Consider the following 16,081-nt stretch of genomic DNA (forward strand, 5'->3'; position numbering starts at 1 on the left):
CAACTTGCCGGGCCGTTCCTTTTGTGCCCGGGGACTGCCGCGAAAATGCTCCCGAAGTGCGGCAGGTCCCGCCGCGACTCAGCCGCGACGTGCTGCCTCCCTGCTGGCAATTCACTGGAAACTCACACCTTGGCATGACTGAATAGGGTTCTATGCCCACCGCGACGATTGGCCATGAACATCACGGTTGGATAACATAGACGTTTTGGTTACCGGTTTGAGGGGTTTTTCTATGACACAGCAAAGAACCCTACCCGCGCCTGCCCGATCCGACGGGGCGCCCCAGGCCGGCCGAAAGTCCACCTTCAGGCCCGAAATTCAGGGCCTCCGGTCCCTGGCCGTGCTGATGGTCATGAGCTACCACATCTGGTTGGGCCGGGTCTCCGGCGGTGTGGACGTGTTCTTGCTGATCTCGGCGTTCCTCATGACGCTGCAGTTCGTCGGCCGTTACGAGCAGGGCCGGCCCATGGCCCTACTCAAGCATTGGCTGCACCTCTTCCGGCGCCTCGTCCCGGCTGCCGTCACCGTCATCGTGGCCGTCATTGCCGCAAGCATCCTGTTCCTTCCCCGGACCCGCTGGCTGGAAGTGATCTCGCAGGGCTGGGCCTCCCTGTCCTATGTCGAGAACTGGCTCCTGCAGTCCCAGGCCACGGACTACTACGCTTCGGACCACAGCCAGGCCAGCCCTTTCCAGCATTTCTGGTCCCTCTCGATCCAGGGGCAGATTTTCATCCTGTGGCCCCTAATCTTCGCGGGAGCCGCACTCGTCGCCAAGCGCTTCCGGCTCCGCTACCGCGTGCTGCTGTGCTATATCTTCGCCTTGATTTTCCTCGGTTCGCTGATCTACTCGGTCCTCTTCACTAAGGCGGAGCAGACGGAAGCGTACTTCGATACCGGTGCGCGGCTATGGGAGTTTGCGCTGGGCACCCTGGTGGCTCTGGCCCTTCCCTCCCTGCGGCTTCCCCGGAGCTGGCGCCTGGCGCTCGGCTGGCTGGGCATTGTGGCCATGCTCAGCTGCGGCCTCCTGCTCAATGTCCAGGCCTCCTTCCCCGGTTTCGTGGCACTCTGGCCCACCTTGGCCGCGGCCTGTGTGATCGTCGCCGGCCAGACCGGCAGCAAGCTGGGCGTTGACCGCTTCCTCAGCTCGGGGCCCCTGGTCCGGCTGGGGGACATGTCCTACGCCTTGTACCTGTGGCACTGGCCCGTCCTGGTCATCTCGCTGACCGCGACGGACAAGGACCGCGCGGGGCCGATTACGGGCAGCATCATCGTGGCCGTTTCGATGGTGCTCGCATACGTCACCACCCGCTTCATTGAGAAGCCCTGGCGCGGGTGGAAGTGGCCCGAGCTCAAACGCCGCCGCGCCCTCATTGCCATCGCCGCGGCCGCGGCCATCGCTGCCGTGCCGCTGGCGGCCTGGCAACTCCAGATCAACTACGCCCTTGCCGCGGCGTCAAGCCAGGCCTGGGTCAATAATCCGGGTGCACGTTCGCTGGACCCGGCCTACGTCGGCGGGGCCGACAAATCCGCTCCGCTCCTTCCCACCCTCGCCACCGCGGCTGATGAATGGCCCCGCTACGCGGGCGGCTGCACGTCGGATGAGAAGGCCCTCACCAACATTTGCACCAACGGCAAACAGAACGCCGCCAAGACCGTGGTGATCATCGGCAACTCGCACGCCCACGTCTGGTCGACCCCCATTCTCACTCTGGCCGACAAATACGGGTGGAAGGTCGAAGCCATCACCAAGGGTTACTGCCCTGTGACGGTCGGCCCGGCCCCCGGCCTCTCGGACGGCTGCCTGGACTTCAACAAGGACACCCTCAAGAAGGTGCTGGCCATGAAGCCGGACCTCGTGGTGACAACCAGCACCCGGACCGACCCGGATCCGACGTCCACCGAGTTCATGGACCCGGGGTGGGTTCCGCCGATCAAGGCCATCAACGATGCCGGCATCCCCGTCGTGGCGCTGCGCGACACCCCGCGCATGCACGAGGCCGTCCCGGCCTGCCTGGAGAAGAACCCCAACAACTACTCAGCCTGCGGATCGACGACGGCGGAGAACTACCAGCCCGCGTCGCCCGATGCCTCCGTGGCCGCGCAGCTCCCGGCCACCAAGTTTCTGGACTTCAGCCAGTACTTCTGCCAGGACGATGTCTGCCCGGCCGTCATCGGCAACGTGATGGTCTACAAGGATGACAACCACGTCACCAGGACCTACATGGAGAGCCTCACGCCCTACTTTGAGACCCAGTTCCTGGCCGCTACGGGGTGGAACACCCAGTGAGAAACCTGCTGCCGTTGCCTAACTGACTGGTTGACCGCCGGCGCGGCCGCCAACCAGTCTGTCAGTCAGTCCGTCAGCACCGGGCCGTCAGCCTTGGTCTGTCATCGCTGGGTGCCCGCAGACTTGCGCCGCAGCGTAGCGTCCGGCGGCAGCCGCTTGGCCACCACGCGGTAGAAGAGCAACACCCCGACGCCGGACACCACAATCCCCACCAGGTTCAGGAACAGCTGAAGGGCCGAGCCGGCCGCCTTCTGATACTCGCCCAGGACCAGGGCCACGGCCACAAATCCCGCCGCCGGCACAGTGGTGACGGAGATAAACACGCCAATCAGCGCCGCCGAGCGCCGGCTGATCACCGAGAGCATCCCGGCCGTTCCAGCCAGCACCGCGACAATCAGCGAATACGGCCCAGGATGGTAGATGAATTCAACCGCTGAACCGTGGTCCAGTGCGTCCTTGGGAAACAGCCCGAGCGGTACGGACAGCCACGCGGTCAGGGCGGCAGCCAGCATCGCGAGCGGAAATCCGACGCCGAGGGCCAGCGCCGCGTCGCGTCCGAGCCGCCGCTCGCGCCGGACCAGAGCCACAGCCAGCGCAGCCAGCGGGCCGAACTCCGGGCCCACGGCCATGGCGCCGACAATCGCGATTGTGGAGTCCGTGACGATGCCGATGGCCGCCAGCTGGGTGGCCAGGACCAGGAATGCCAGAAAACTCCAGGTGAGGCGCGAATCTTCGCCGCTCTGGCGCGACACCTCTTCCCAGATGACCGCGTCGGCGCCCTCACCGGGGGCCTCAGCCTCCGCCCGGTCGGCCCGGTCCGAGAGCACAAGATCCGGCAGGTTGACCGAAATCGATCCGCGTTTCTGGAGGTCGAGGGCCTGGAGCTTCTCCATGAGGGTCTCCACGGATTCGCGGGCGAGCAGGACCTGAATAACGTCCCCGGGCGGCATGACCGAGGCGCCCTTGTCGACGGCGATTTCCGCGACGCCGAGATGATCGGCACATCTTTCGACAACAACTCCGGACAAATCACCCGGAACACAAATGCGCAGCTGCACGATCACTTAGCGGCCTCCTCAGACTCCCACCAGCCTAGCTTCCGCGCCGAGGCCAGTGGAGTTCGCCGACGCCCGCGGCCGCCCGGGACTCCAACGAAACACCCCCGCCGAGGCCCCGTCCGACACCCCCGCCGAAGCCCTGTGACTGGCAAAGAAAGTTACGGTTCGGTAACATTGATCTTTTGGAAGCCGGCCTGAAGGGTTTTTTAGTGTCGAACGAGCGAACCATAGCCACCCCGCCAACAGCGGATGCGGGTTCTCCGGCGACCCGAAAAGCCAGCTACCGACCCGAGGTCCAGGGCCTTCGCGCCCTGGCCGTCCTCATGGTGGTCACGTACCACGTGTGGCTGGGCCGGGTCTCCGGCGGCGTGGACATCTTCCTTCTCATTTCGGCTTTCCTGATGACGCTCAGCTTCACGCGGAAGGTCGAATCCGGCGCGCCCCTGCGGCTCCTGAGCCACTGGCTGCACCTGCTCAAGCGCCTCCTGCCCGCCGTCGTCGTGGTGGTGCTCGGCGTGCTGGTCGGCACCTGGGCCATCTTGCCGCAGAGCCGCTGGCCGGACATCCTCGACCAGGCGTGGGCGTCCCTGCTGTACCGGCAGAACTGGCTCCTGGCCGACAGCGCCGTCGACTACTACGCCCAGGACCATTCGGGCGCGAGCCCGCTCCAGCACTTCTGGTCGCTGTCGATCCAGGGACAGGTGTTCGTGCTCTGGCCCCTCGTGTTTGCCGGCACGGCTCTTCTTTCCCGACTGCTCCGGCGCTGGACGGGCGAGGACCGCGCCCTGCTTAGCTACCGGTCCCTGCTGACCGCGGCATTCGGCGCCATCTTCGCCGTGTCCCTCGTCTACTCGATCCAGCAGACCACCACCAACCAGGCTCACGCCTACTTCGACACCGGCGCCCGGCTCTGGGAATTCGCCCTCGGCTCCCTCTTGGCCCTCGCCCTGCCATATTTGAAGCCCGGCAGGATCCTGCGCGTCGTGCTGGGATGGGCCGGCTTGGTGGCCATGCTGTCCTGCGGGCTGCTGCTGACCGTGGACCGGTCGTTCCCGGGCTTCATCGCACTGTGGCCCACGCTGGCCGCCGCCGCGATCATTACCGCCGGACAAAGCGGCAGCCGCTTCGGCGTGGACCGTCTCCTGACCTGGAAGCCGCTGGTGTCGCTGGGAGACAACTCCTATGCGCTGTACCTCTGGCACTGGCCGCTGTTGGTGCTGGCCCTTGCGGGGGCGGCCATCACAGCGCCGAACCTTGTCCAGGGGCTGTGCATCGTCGGCGTGTCCATCGTTTTGGCAGTCCTCACCACCCGTTTCGTCGAGAAGCCGCTGCGCGAATGGCACTGGCCGAAGCGCCGTGCCTGGCGCACCGCCGTGGTGATTGCCGCCTGCGGGGCCCTGCTGGCAGGTCCGGTCGCGGTCTGGCAGAGCAGGCTCGTGGCCGACGAGGCCGCGGCGGCGTCCCAGCCCAAGGAACTTACGCCCGGCGCGGCCGCCCTGGCTCCGGAAAACGCCGGCAAACCCACCCCGGACGCGAAGATCATCCCCGCGCCGGCGGCGATGAAGAATGAGTGGGCCGACATCGACGGCCTGTGCGCAGACGAGAACGTCCCCAGCGACCCCCTGCTGCAGGGTTGCCTGCAGAACAACAAACCCGAGAAGGTCACGAAGCGAATCGTGGTGCTCGGCGACTCCCATGCCCAGCAGTACATGGCGGCGCTGGGCCCCATCGCGAAGAGCCACGGCTGGGAAGTCGTTACACTCCTGAAAGGCAACTGCCGCTTCGGCGGGGAGTCACCGGACCGGGACGCGGACTGCAATGCCTTCAACAAGGCCAGCGCGCAGTACGTCCTGGACCACCACCCGGACGCCGTCTTCACGGTCGCGTCCCTGACCCACAAGGAAGCGCCGTTCGAGACCGAGGTGCCGCAGTACCTTGAAGGCATCAAACCCTTCACCGACGCCGGCATCGACGTGGTGGGCATCCGCGACAACCCCCGCTTCAACATCAATATGCCCGAATGCGTCCAGAAGAACGGCGAGGGTGCCGCGGAGTGCAACGTGCCCGAGCAGGAGTCGCTCGCGGGGTCCTCGCCGCTGGACGCCTACCGTGGCAAGGTGCCCGGCCTGCACCTCATGGACATGAGCGATTTCATCTGCGCGAACGGGGTCTGCCCCGCGGTCGTAGGCAACGTGTACGTCTACAAGGACGACAACCACCTGACCAAGACCTACGTTCAGACCATGATCCCCATGTTCGAACAGCGGCTCCTGGCCACCACCGGCTGGAAGTAGGCCCCCCGCGCCGGGCCGGCACCGGCAGCCCCCGGCGGCCGTCCGGCATGGGGCGGCTCACATTGAAGGCGCACATTACCGCCCCGGAATATGGCTATCGCCGCCAAGGTTCTACTATTTATTCAACCCTTCTGCACAGACCAGACCCGTAATGACTGGCTGGTCATCTGTTGCAACCCCTACCCGTGAACCCCGTAACCCAAGGTAAGAGGCGCACTCATGACCCAGCCCGAACACAACCCCTTTGGCTTCATCGGCCTGACGTACGACGACGTCCTGCTCCTGCCCGGCCACACCGACGTGATCCCCTCCGAGGCGGACACGTCCTCCCGGATTTCCAAGCGCATCACGGTCCAGACCCCGCTGCTGTCCGCCGCGATGGACACCGTCACGGAGTCCCGGATGGCCATCGCCATGGCGCGCCAGGGCGGCCTCGGCGTCGTGCACCGCAACCTTTCCATCGCCGATCAGGCCGACCAAGTGGACCGGGTCAAGCGCAGCGAATCCGGCATGATAACCAACCCCCTGACCATCGGCCCCGAGGCCACGCTGGCTGAGCTCGACGAGATCTGCGCACGCTACCGCGTCTCCGGGCTCCCGGTGGTGGACGAAGGCAACAGGCTGCTGGGCATCGTCACCAACCGCGACACCCGGTTCGTGCCGGAATCGGACTTCCCGCTCCGTCTGGTCAGTGACGTCATGACCAAGATGCCGCTGGTCACCGGGCACGTCGGCATCAGCCGTGAGGAAGCCTCGCACAAGCTGGCCACGAACAAGATCGAGAAGCTCCCGCTCGTTGACGAGCAGGGCCGGCTCCAGGGCCTCATCACCACCAAGGACTTCACCAAGGCTGAGCAGTACCCGCTCGCCACCAAAGACGAGGCTGGCCGCCTGCGCGTCGGTGCGGCCATCGGCTTCTTCGGCGACGGCTGGGAGCGTGCCATGACGCTCGTTGACGCCGGTGTGGATGCCCTGTTCGTGGACACCGCGAACGGCCACTCCCAGGGCGTGCTGGAAATGATCCGCCGGCTCAAGGCCGAGTCCTCCGCGGCGCACGTGGACATCATCGGCGGCCAGGCCGCCACCCGCGAAGGAGCCCAGGCCCTGATCGACGCCGGTGCCGACGGCATCAAAGTCGGCGTCGGCCCCGGTTCCATCTGCACCACCCGCGTGGTTGCCGGCGTCGGCGTCCCCCAGATCACCGCCATCTACGAATCGGCGAAGGCGGCCATCCCGGCCGGCGTCCCGCTGATCGCCGACGGCGGCCTGCAGTACTCGGGCGACATCGGCAAGGCGCTGGTCGCCGGTGCCGACACCGTGATGCTCGGCTCCCTCCTGGCCGGCTGCGACGAATCCCCGGGCGAGCTGATCTTCGTCAACGGCAAGCAGTTCAAGAGCTACCGCGGCATGGGCTCCCTGGGCGCCATGCAGACCCGCGGCAAGAACACCTCCTACTCCAAGGACCGCTATTTCCAGGCCGACGTCTCCGGCGATGACAAGCTCATCCCGGAGGGCATCGAAGGCCGGGTCGCCTACCGCGGCCCGTTGTCCTCGGTGGCCTACCAGCTGGTCGGCGGCCTCCGCCAGACCATGTTCTACACCGGCGCCCCCACCGTCGCCGAGCTCAAGGCCCGCGGCAAGTTCGTCCGCATCACCGCCGCCGGACTCAAGGAATCGCACCCGCACGACATCCAGATGACCGTCGAAGCCCCGAACTACGGTTCGCGCTAAGACTCTCCCTGTGAACCGGGTCAGCCCGCCGAAACTGCAGTTTCGGCGGGCTGACCCGTCTGGGCGGGCTCGCCCGTTTGTGGGCGCCCGGTTTCACCCGGAGCGGCGCAGCACCCGCCGGTGCCGCACCCGCAGTCGCCGCACCCGCCACTTCCGGGTCCCGGAACTAGGCTGGAGGCATGTCCGAACTCCTGCCCGCACGTGAGCCGAAACGCAAGCTTGCGCTGAAGCCCTATGCCCGCGCCGTGGCGCAGGTTCTGCGGGTGAGCTTCCAGGCCTCACCGGCCGCCGTCGTGATGAAAGTCCTCGGCTCGCTGATCTCGGCGCTCCTGCCGCTCGTCACCACCTACTTCGCCGCTCTGACCACGACGGCGCTGGCTGCCGCCTACGCGGGCAACGCCGACGCCGGCCGGCAGGCCATCATTTACGTCATCATCACCGCGGCCCTCGGGCTCTTCTGGGGCGCATTCAGCAGCGTGGACCGCTACATCCAGCAGCTCATGAGCTTCCGGGTCGGTGCGATCGTCGGTGATCTGATGTACGAGCGTTTCCTCACCCTGGACTTCTGGCGCTACGACGACAAAGAGACGGTGGACCTGTACGACCGCGCCAAGCGTTTCTCCGATTCCTACGCACGGGTCCTTGACCGGATCGCCGCGATCTTCACCCAGCTCGTCTCGGTGCTCCTCGCTATTGGCGCACTGCTGCTGGTCAGCTGGTGGATCGCCGTGATCGTCCTGATCGCGATCGTCCCCAGCGTCTACCTGCAGTTCAAGCTCTCCCGCGAACAAATCGCGCACTGGAACACGCAGGTGGATTCGCGCCGGCAGCGCAGGATGATCGAAACCAACCTTCTGCGCCCGCAGCACATCGCCGAGATGCGGCTCTACGGAATCGTCGGCTACCTGATGGGGCTGCGCTCCAGGCTCCGGGACGCCGACGAGAAGCGCCGGCTGGACTTCCAGAAGCGCTACATCCCCAGACAGCTCGCGGCCGATGCGCTGCAGTACGGTGCCGAAGTTGTGTCTCTGATCTGGGTGGTCGGCCAGATCATCGCCCATGCCCAGCCGGTGGGGCAGTTCCTCTATATCCAGCAGATTGTCAGCCGCGCCCTGTCCACGGCCAACAGCCTGGTCTCCTCGCTCAGCTCGATCGACGAGGACCTGGCGAACCTCAAGGACTACGAACTGTTCATGGCACTGCCCGTGCATTCCAGCCATGCTCCGCCCCTGTTGGAGGCACCGAAGACTTTGGAACTGCGGGACATCCACTTCACCTACACCGGCAGCGACCTTGAAGTCATCCGCGGAATTTCAATGACCATCCGGCAGGGCCAGCACATCGCCATCGTGGGCGAGAACGGCGCGGGCAAGTCCACCCTGATCCGCATCCTGGCCGGCCTCTACCGGCCCGATTCCGGGCAGGTGCTGCTCGACGGCGTCGACCTCGCCGCCGTCGACGTCAAGTCCTGGCACCGGCACCTGGCGGTGCTCAGCCAGGAATTCCTGAAATACGAGTTCGCCACCGCGGCGGAGAACATCTTCTTCGGCGACGTCGATTCGCCCCGCGATGACGGCATGATCCGCCGGGCCGCCGCCGATGCCGAGGCCCTGGAGTTCATCAACAAACTGCCCAACGGCCTGGACAACCACGTCAGCAACTGGATGGAGGACCCGCGCGGACGGAAGGGAAGCGGGCTGTCCGGCGGGCAGTGGCAGCGCCTGGCGATGGCACGGAACTTCTACCGCAACGCAGCGTTCATGGTGATGGACGAGCCGACCTCGGCCATCGACGCGCTGGCCGAACACCGGATCTTCACGAGGCTCTTCGCCGACCGCGGCAGCACCATCATCGCCATCAGCCACCGCCTGGCCACGATCGAGAAGGCCGACGTTGTCTACATGCTCGAGGACGGCCGGATCGTGGAACAAGGCACGCACCGCGAGCTCGTGGCGCTGCGCGGCCGGTATTTCCGGATGTTCGAATCCCAGCTGGCCGTCCCGGACACGGAGGACATCAGCGGAGAGTGACGGGAGCGCCTTCCACAGTGGTGCGCACGCGGGCTATGCCCGGTTCGGGCGGAACGCTGCTGAAGCCGAAGCCGACGGCGGGCACGACCTTTGCCAGCGTGCCGGCGTCGACCCCGTCCCAGCTGACCGTCGCCGCGTCAATGCGGTGAAGATCGGTGACGCCGTAGTACTCGCGCCGACCGCCCCCGGCGGTGCCGGCAGTGCGCACCCCGGGGCTGAGAAGTCCCGCGAAGGGGCTGACGGCGCGCAGCCAGCGCGGGTGCACGGCCAAGGGCCGGGGGATGAGCCGTGCCGCCGTGCCGAGCGCGGTCCGGGCGCCGACGGCAGCTTCCAGCAGCAGGCGCCCGGCGTCTACCGTCAGCGTTCCGCCAGCGTGCCGGACGGCGATGTCCACCAGCAGGGTCTCATCGAAGCAGTAGACGGCTGCAATGAATCCTGCCACCTCTGCCGTGGGGGCCAGCAGGATGCGCCGGCCCGAGGGTAGTTCCACCATGGCGTCGGCGAAACGGCCGAACGGGGACTCCTGCCAGAGCCCCACCACGGCACGAAGTCCCGACGCCGTGCCGATCCCGGCAATGTGGCCGTCGAAGATCCACCGCATACCCATGCGGCCACCTTACGTCGGCAGCGGTCGTTGCGCTGCCGTGCGGGACACGTTCACGGGGAAAACCGCGCCCTGGGATAACCTAGAGCAGTGACTTACGAGATTGAGATTGGCCGAGGCAAGCGTGGGCGCCGTGCCTACTCCCTGGATGACATTGCGATCGTCCCCAACCGTCGCACGCGTGACCCCAAGGACGTATCCGTCTCCTGGCAGATCGATGCCTACAAGTTCGACATGCCGGTCATCGCGGCACCGATGGATTCGGCCATGTCGCCGGAAACCGTCATCGCCTTGGGCCGCCTCGGCGGGCTCGGCGTCCTGGACCTCGAAGGCCTGTGGACCCGGTACGAGGACCCGCAGTCCGTCCTGGACGAAATCGCGGTCCTCGCGGACGAGACCAACAGCCCCGCCGTCACCCGGCGCATGCAGGAGCTCTACCAGGCGCCGATCCAGCCCGAGCTGATCACCTCGCGCCTGGCCGAGATCCGCGCCGCCGGCGTCACCGTCGCAGGCTCCCTCACCCCGCAGCGCACGCAGGAACACTACAAGACCGTGGTGGCTGCCGGCGTCGATATCTTCGTCATCCGCGGAACCACCGTCTCGGCCGAACACGTCTCCAAGGACCACGAGCCGCTGAACCTCAAGCAGTTCATCTACGAACTCGACGTCCCCGTGATCGTCGGCGGAGCGGCCGGCTACACCCCGGCACTTCACCTCATGCGCACCGGCGCCGCCGGCGTCCTGGTCGGCTTCGGCGGGGGAGCCACCACCACCACCCGCCGCGCGCTCGGCATCCATTCGCCCATGGCTTCGGCCATCTCCGACGTCGCGGCCGCCCGCCGGGACTATATGGATGAATCCGGCGGACGCTACGTGCACGTGATCGCCGACGGCGGCATGGGCACCTCCGGTGACATCGTCAAGGCCATCGCCATGGGTGCCGATGCCGTGATGCTGGGCAGTGCCCTGGCCCGCGCCGAGGAAGCACCCGGCAAGGGCTGGCACTGGGGCCAGGAAGCCCACCACCTCGAACTGCCCCGCGGCGACAGGGTCAACGTTGGAACGGTGGGTCCGCTCGAGGAAGTCCTGTTCGGTCCAGGCCACCACACCAACGGCACCTCGAACCTGATCGGTGCGCTGCGCCGTTCGATGGCGACCACCGGCTATTCGGACCTGAAAGAGTTCCAGCGCGTCGACGTCGTCGTCTCGCCGTACGCCGGGAACTGAACCCGGCGCCGGGAACTCTGACGTACGCCGGAGACTGAACCCGGGGCAGACGGCTAAACGCGACGCCGGGAATTGAACCCCACGCCGGCAGGGGATTGGCCCTGCCCATCCGGAAGACTTGGACGTAGTCTGGTGCCCTACGAGGTTTGATCCGGATGGAGGCGTGACATGAACAGTTTTCCCGGCGGTTCTCCCGTGGCCGGAGGTGCTCTTGGCCCCGCAGAGCGCGATGCTTCGATCGCGCTTCTGAAGGGCACGGGCGACCCGGGCAAGGAACTTGACATCCTGATCGTGGGCGGAGGAATCGTCGGCGCCGGCGTCGCGCTGGACGCCATCACTCGTGGGCTCAGCGTCGGCATCGTCGAAGCCAACGACTGGGCGGCCGGCACCTCCTCCCGGTCCTCCAAGCTCATCCACGGCGGCCTGCGTTACCTGGAGATGCTGGACTTCGCCCTGGTCAAGGAGGCGCTGCACGAGCGCGGGCTCATCCTTTCCGTCCTCGCTCCGCATCTGGCCCGGCCGGTGCCGTTCCTCTACCCGCTGACCAAGCACTTCGTTGAGCGCCCGTACGTCGGTGCCGGGATCGCGTTGTACGACGTCATGTCCATCACCGGCGGACACAGCCGCGGCGTTCCGTTCCACAAGCACCTGTCCCGCCGCGGGACCCTGCGGGCCGCGCCGAGCCTGAAGGATGACGCCTTCGTAGGCTCTATCCGGTACTACGACGGCCAGGTGGACGACGCCAAGTACGTTGCCAACCTCGTCCGGACCGCGGCATATTACGGCGCGCACGCGGTCAACCAGATGTCGGTCGTGGCCTTCCTGCGCGAAGGTGAGCGCGTGGTCGGCGCCAAGGTGGTCAATCACGAGGACGGCTCGAGCTTCAACATCCGGGCCAAGCAGGTCATCAACGCCACGGGAGTCTGGACCGACGAGACCCAAGCCATGGTGACGGAGCGCGGACAGCTCAAGGTGCGAGCCTCCAAGGGCATCCACCTCGTGGTACCCCGTGACCGGATCCAGTCCACGGTGGGGCTGATCCTGCGGACCGAGAAGTCCGTGCTGTTCGTCATCCCCTGGGGCCGGCACTGGATCATCGGAACCACGGACACCGACTGGCACCTCGACAAGGCCCACCCTGCAGCCTCCAGCAAGGACATCGACTACCTGCTGGAACACGTCAACAAGGTCCTCAAACGGCCGCTGACCCGGGAGGACGTCGAGGGCGTCTACGCCGGACTACGCCCGCTGCTGGCCGGGGAAAGCGACTCCACCGCCAAGCTCTCCCGCGAACACGTAGTGGCCCACCCCGTGCCGGGGCTTGTAGTAGTAGCCGGCGGGAAATGGACCACCTACCGCGTCATGGCCAAGGACGCCGTTGACGAGGCAACTCGCAGCATGGACGAGCGTGTCCCGCCGAGCTGCACGGAGTCCATTCCCCTTCTGGGAGCCAGTGGTTTCAAAGCCGCATGGAACAAGCGGAACCGGATGGCGGAGGAGACCGGCGTCCACGTGGCCCGGATCGAACACCTGCTCAACCGTTACGGCGCCATGGCTCCGGAGGTGCTGGCCCTCATCGCCAGCAACCCGGAACTGGCAGAGCCACTGCCGGGCGCGGATGACTACCTCGCCGCCGAGGCCGTCTATGCCGCCACGCACGAGGGCGCCCGCCACGTCCAGGACGTCCTGACCCGCCGCACCCGGATTTCGATCGAGGCGTGGGACCGGGGTGTGTCCGCCGCTCCGGTAGTCGCTAAACTAATGGGAGACGTTCTCGGCTGGAGTGATGCGCAGCGCGAGGGCGAAATCAAGCACTATCTGGCCCGGGTTGATGCCGAGCGCCTGAGCCAGCAGCAGCCGGACGACGAATCCGCCGATGCCGCACGGTTGGGCGTGGAGGATATCGTCCCCTTGCGCTGAGACTCAGCACCGGCCGGCAGTGCGGACCACAACGCTAGTCATATGACTGCCGGCCGGCGTGCACTGACGCCACTTCGAAGGGACATCTCTTGGCGGAACCACTGGACCGGTACGACGCCGAGCTCACCACGCCCGAGATGGTGATCCTCGAACTGGACGCCACGGACAAGCTCGACGCCACGTCCCAGCTCGCAGAGCGCATGTATGAGGCAGGGCGCATTTCCGATCTCGAGGGCTTCCTCAAGCAGGTCAACGCCCGTGAGCACCAGCTCGCCACCGGGCTGCCCGGCGGGGTGGGACTGCCGCACGCCCGCAGCGAGCTCGTCTCGCAGACCTCCATCGCCGTCGGCATCACGAAATACGGCAGGGCACTCGACTTCGGCGCCGCTGACGGGCCGGCCACCGTGATTCTGCTCATCGCCACTCCGGCGAGTTCTTTTTCCGACCACCTCGAAGTGCTCGCGACCCTGGCACGCTCACTGTCGAAGGAGTCCTTCCGCGAGTCGCTTCGCCGGGCTTACGACCCCGAAGTGATCGCAGAACTCATCAATTCCAGCCTGGTGTTCTTCGACCACTAGGGATTGGGGGGCGGGCCCTTTCGTGTCGGCTTCGTCGCCGTGCAGGGACCCGGCTGCTCCACTGGTTCCGAACGCGCACAGCGCGTGGCCGCTGTACCGGGCGCGAGTGGCTCTGTTGGAGGATCAGTTGGTGCGCGCTGCCGGCATTGAAGTCACAGGGGCTCCGGAGTCCGTGGTTTTCTCGCCCGGGGTGCGCACGCAGTTTGGCTATCCAGAGTCCTGAACCGCGCACACTAACCTTCCGCTTTGGCCCGAGTGCCCTGAAAAGTTGGCGGCCGGGCAACCGCTCCGCGGCGCCAATGGCTTCGCGCACGGTTCCCGCTTAAAGTGTCGGACCCCCGGAGGAGACTGTTGTCATGGAAGCCGTCAGGGATTTCATTCCGTTCGGGGACGACGGGCAGGGCACGGACCGCAACACGGACCGGGGCCGGTGGTCGGGTGTGGATGTTGCGCTGGCGGCGCTGGAGGCTGTGGGTTCGACGGCGGTTCAGGATGCGGCGTTGTGGGATTTCCGGGCCGCGTCGGACTTCGCCGGGGGTGTGGAGGAGCTCTCGCGCCGGGTGGAGTTTTTGCAGCTGGTGGCGGCCGGAGCGGTGGACCGGACCAGGACACAGGCCGCCGCGGCGGCGGGGGCCGGCACGTCGTGGACGACGGGCTGGCGCGACGAGGCCCCCGGAACCGCGGCGGCCAGTGGCGCATCTTCCGGCGCGGTGAGCGACGGGACCGATGGCAGGATCGACGGTGTGCCCGGTTCAGCGGCTTCGCCCGAGGCGCTGACCGGGGAGGGTGTGCCGTCGGCTGCGGCCGGTGACGCGGCGGTGGTGGATGACGGGTATCGGAACACGGCGGAGTTCCTGCGGGCGCTGTTGCGGATCGGTGCGCCGGAGGCTAAGCGCCGGCTGTCGCTGGCCGGGGGTCTGTTGCCCCGCCGGGGACTCACCGGCCAGCCCGTCCCGGCCGCGCATGGGGAGCTGGGTGCGGCGGTCGCGGCCGGGGAGGTCGCGTCCCGGGCCGCGACGATCATCGCGGCGGCGTTGGAGAAGGTCCGGCACGCCTGTGACGCCGGGTCGCTGGCGCGGATGGAGCACGCCCTGACGCGCACGGCCGCGGAAAACGATACGGACTTCCTGGCCCGGGTCGCCCGGGGCTGGGCCGATGCGCTGGATCAGGACGGCGCCGAGCCGTCCGAGGAGCTGCTGCGCCAGCTTCAGGGCGCCTTCATCCGGCGCCGGCGCCACGGCCTGCACCATGTCGAGATTTTCGCGACCACCGAACAGTTCGAGTACCTCCTCACCGTCATGAACACCGGCACCAACCCCCGCACCGGCACCACAAACACACCCGCCGGGACCACGAACGCCGCCGAGACCACGAGCACACCCGCCGCCGCCGTTGAGGGATCGGCCGCCGGCGCCGCTTCTGAGGGCCCCGCGGCCGGCGCCGAGGGCTCCGCCACCGGTCACGGCTGGACCGCCGGTGATGGCGCCTCGGAGGGCTCCGCCCCCGGTGTCGGCGCCGCTGATGACTGGGCCGCGGGTGCCGGAACGGCCGCCGGTCACGGCCGGGCGGTTGATGCCACCCCCGGTGCCGCCGTTTCTGCTGGCTGGGCCGCTGAGCCCGCCGGCACGGCTTTCGCCGTGGGGTGGGCTCCCAGTGCGGCCGACGGTGAGTGGCCGGTCACGAATGCCGGGGCCGGCGTGCCGGCCTGTGGTGCCCGGGCCGGGGGCGTGTCGGCTCACGCGGATGCTCAGGCTCCCGCCGCGGGGAATCATGGCGTTCCGGACGACGCCCCTGCCGGAGCGGGCCAGCCGGTGTTCGGGGAGGATCCGGGGGCAGAGCGGCTGGATCGACGGTCCCGGCCCCAGCGGCTGCTCGACGGCCTGGTCGGTGCCTGCGAAGTCGCCCTCGCGACCGGCGGCCTGCCCGCCGCCGGCGGGCTCCGCCCCCAGGTGATGGTCACCATCGATTACCGGGACCTGCTGGCCCGGCTCGGCACCACCCCCGACGGCACTGCCGCCGGCGCGGCCGGCGCGGCGGACGAAACCGGTGCGGCCGCTCAGACCGGCACGACAGAAAGTCAGGCAGCGGCCGGTGGGGCGTTCCGGCCCGCGGGGGCGGTGCGGGAAACGGGCTCGCTGCTGTTCACCGGACCCGTCACCGCCTCCACCATCCGGAAGATCGCCTGCGACGCCGACATCATCCCCGTCCTGCTCGGGGGTGAGGGACGGATCCTGGACATCGGACGGGCCACACGGCTCTTCCCGCCCCACCTCCGCAAAGCCCTCATCGCCCGGGACCTCGGCTGCGCCTTCCCCGGCTGCACCATCCCCGCGCCCTGGTGCGAAGCCCACC

The 16,081-nt window shown here is 67.4% G+C and carries 10 protein-coding genes; 8 read left to right on the forward strand and 2 right to left on the reverse strand.

All coding sequences use genetic code 11. From position 1 onward, the window contains the following. The first annotated feature begins 232 nt into the window (after window positions 1–232). On the forward strand, window positions 233–2,287 hold the full coding sequence (locus BLR03_RS09885) for an acyltransferase family protein (protein WP_091252089.1): 2,055 nt from the start codon (window positions 233–235) through the stop codon (window positions 2,285–2,287). Window positions 2,288–2,388: 101 nt separating this feature from the next. Here BLR03_RS09885 and BLR03_RS09890 read toward each other — a convergent pair whose 3' ends face one another. Continuing rightward, entirely contained in the window at window positions 2,389–3,351 is a 963-nt protein-coding gene (locus tag BLR03_RS09890) for a DUF389 domain-containing protein (RefSeq protein ID WP_091252090.1), read from the reverse strand. 221 nt (window positions 3,352–3,572) lie between these two features. Here BLR03_RS09890 and BLR03_RS09895 point away from each other — a divergent pair, with 221 nt between their 5' ends. The 3 genes from BLR03_RS09895 to BLR03_RS09905 all read left to right on the forward strand — a co-directional run bounded on the left by BLR03_RS09895 (window position 3,573) and on the right by BLR03_RS09905 (window position 9,400). Next, the gene (locus tag BLR03_RS09895) at window positions 3,573–5,639 is read left to right on the forward strand and encodes an acyltransferase family protein (RefSeq protein ID WP_091252126.1); all 2,067 of its coding nucleotides are present in this window, start codon (window positions 3,573–3,575) and stop codon (window positions 5,637–5,639) included. 219 nt (window positions 5,640–5,858) lie between these two features. Beyond that, window positions 5,859–7,370, forward strand: coding sequence for an IMP dehydrogenase (guaB, locus tag BLR03_RS09900; protein WP_091252092.1), 1,512 nt, complete (start codon window positions 5,859–5,861; stop codon window positions 7,368–7,370). Window positions 7,371–7,549: 179 nt separating this feature from the next. Next, entirely contained in the window at window positions 7,550–9,400 is a 1,851-nt protein-coding gene (locus BLR03_RS09905) for an ABC transporter ATP-binding protein (protein WP_091252094.1), read from the forward strand. Here the strand turns inward: BLR03_RS09905 and BLR03_RS09910 are convergent. Further along, window positions 9,387–10,007 (reverse strand): hypothetical protein, encoded by a 621-nt coding sequence (locus BLR03_RS09910; RefSeq protein WP_091252096.1) that lies wholly within the window; start codon window positions 10,005–10,007, stop codon window positions 9,387–9,389. The two genes, BLR03_RS09905 and BLR03_RS09910, sit on opposite strands and share 14 nt — an antisense overlap. 87 nt (window positions 10,008–10,094) lie before the next feature. On the opposite strand from BLR03_RS09910, the gene BLR03_RS09915 reads away from it, so the two are divergent. The 4 genes from BLR03_RS09915 to BLR03_RS24900 all read left to right on the forward strand — a co-directional run. Further along, the gene (locus tag BLR03_RS09915; RefSeq protein WP_091252098.1) at window positions 10,095–11,231 is read left to right on the forward strand and encodes a GuaB3 family IMP dehydrogenase-related protein; all 1,137 of its coding nucleotides are present in this window, start codon (window positions 10,095–10,097) and stop codon (window positions 11,229–11,231) included. 168 nt (window positions 11,232–11,399) lie between these two features. Continuing rightward, on the forward strand, window positions 11,400–13,151 hold the full coding sequence (locus BLR03_RS09920) for a glycerol-3-phosphate dehydrogenase/oxidase (RefSeq protein ID WP_091252100.1): 1,752 nt from the start codon (window positions 11,400–11,402) through the stop codon (window positions 13,149–13,151). An 89-nt stretch (window positions 13,152–13,240) separates the two neighbouring features. Continuing rightward, on the forward strand, window positions 13,241–13,729 hold the full coding sequence (locus BLR03_RS09925; RefSeq protein WP_091252102.1) for a PTS sugar transporter subunit IIA: 489 nt from the start codon (window positions 13,241–13,243) through the stop codon (window positions 13,727–13,729). Between the two features lie 356 nt (window positions 13,730–14,085). Then, window positions 14,086–16,081: DUF222 domain-containing protein (locus tag BLR03_RS24900; protein WP_091252103.1), on the forward strand; the 1,996-nt coding region annotated here is incomplete at its 3' end.

This window comes from Arthrobacter sp. ok909, from assembly GCF_900104405.1.
Taxonomy (GTDB): Bacteria; Actinomycetota; Actinomycetes; order Actinomycetales; family Micrococcaceae; genus Arthrobacter; species Arthrobacter humicola.

Excerpts from the sequence above, each read along its gene's own strand:
- BLR03_RS09885 (WP_091252089.1), top strand. The coding sequence starts at position 233 with ATGACACAGCAAAGAACCCTACCCGCGCCTGCCCGATCCGACGGGGCG.
- guaB (WP_091252092.1), top strand. The coding sequence starts at position 5,859 with ATGACCCAGCCCGAACACAACCCCTTTGGCTTCATCGGCCTGACGTAC.
- BLR03_RS09905 (WP_091252094.1), top strand. The coding sequence starts at position 7,550 with ATGTCCGAACTCCTGCCCGCACGTGAGCCGAAACGCAAGCTTGCGCTG.
- BLR03_RS09910 (WP_091252096.1), bottom strand. The coding sequence starts at position 10,007 with ATGGGTATGCGGTGGATCTTCGACGGCCACATTGCCGGGATCGGCACG.
- BLR03_RS09920 (WP_091252100.1), top strand. The coding sequence starts at position 11,400 with ATGAACAGTTTTCCCGGCGGTTCTCCCGTGGCCGGAGGTGCTCTTGGC.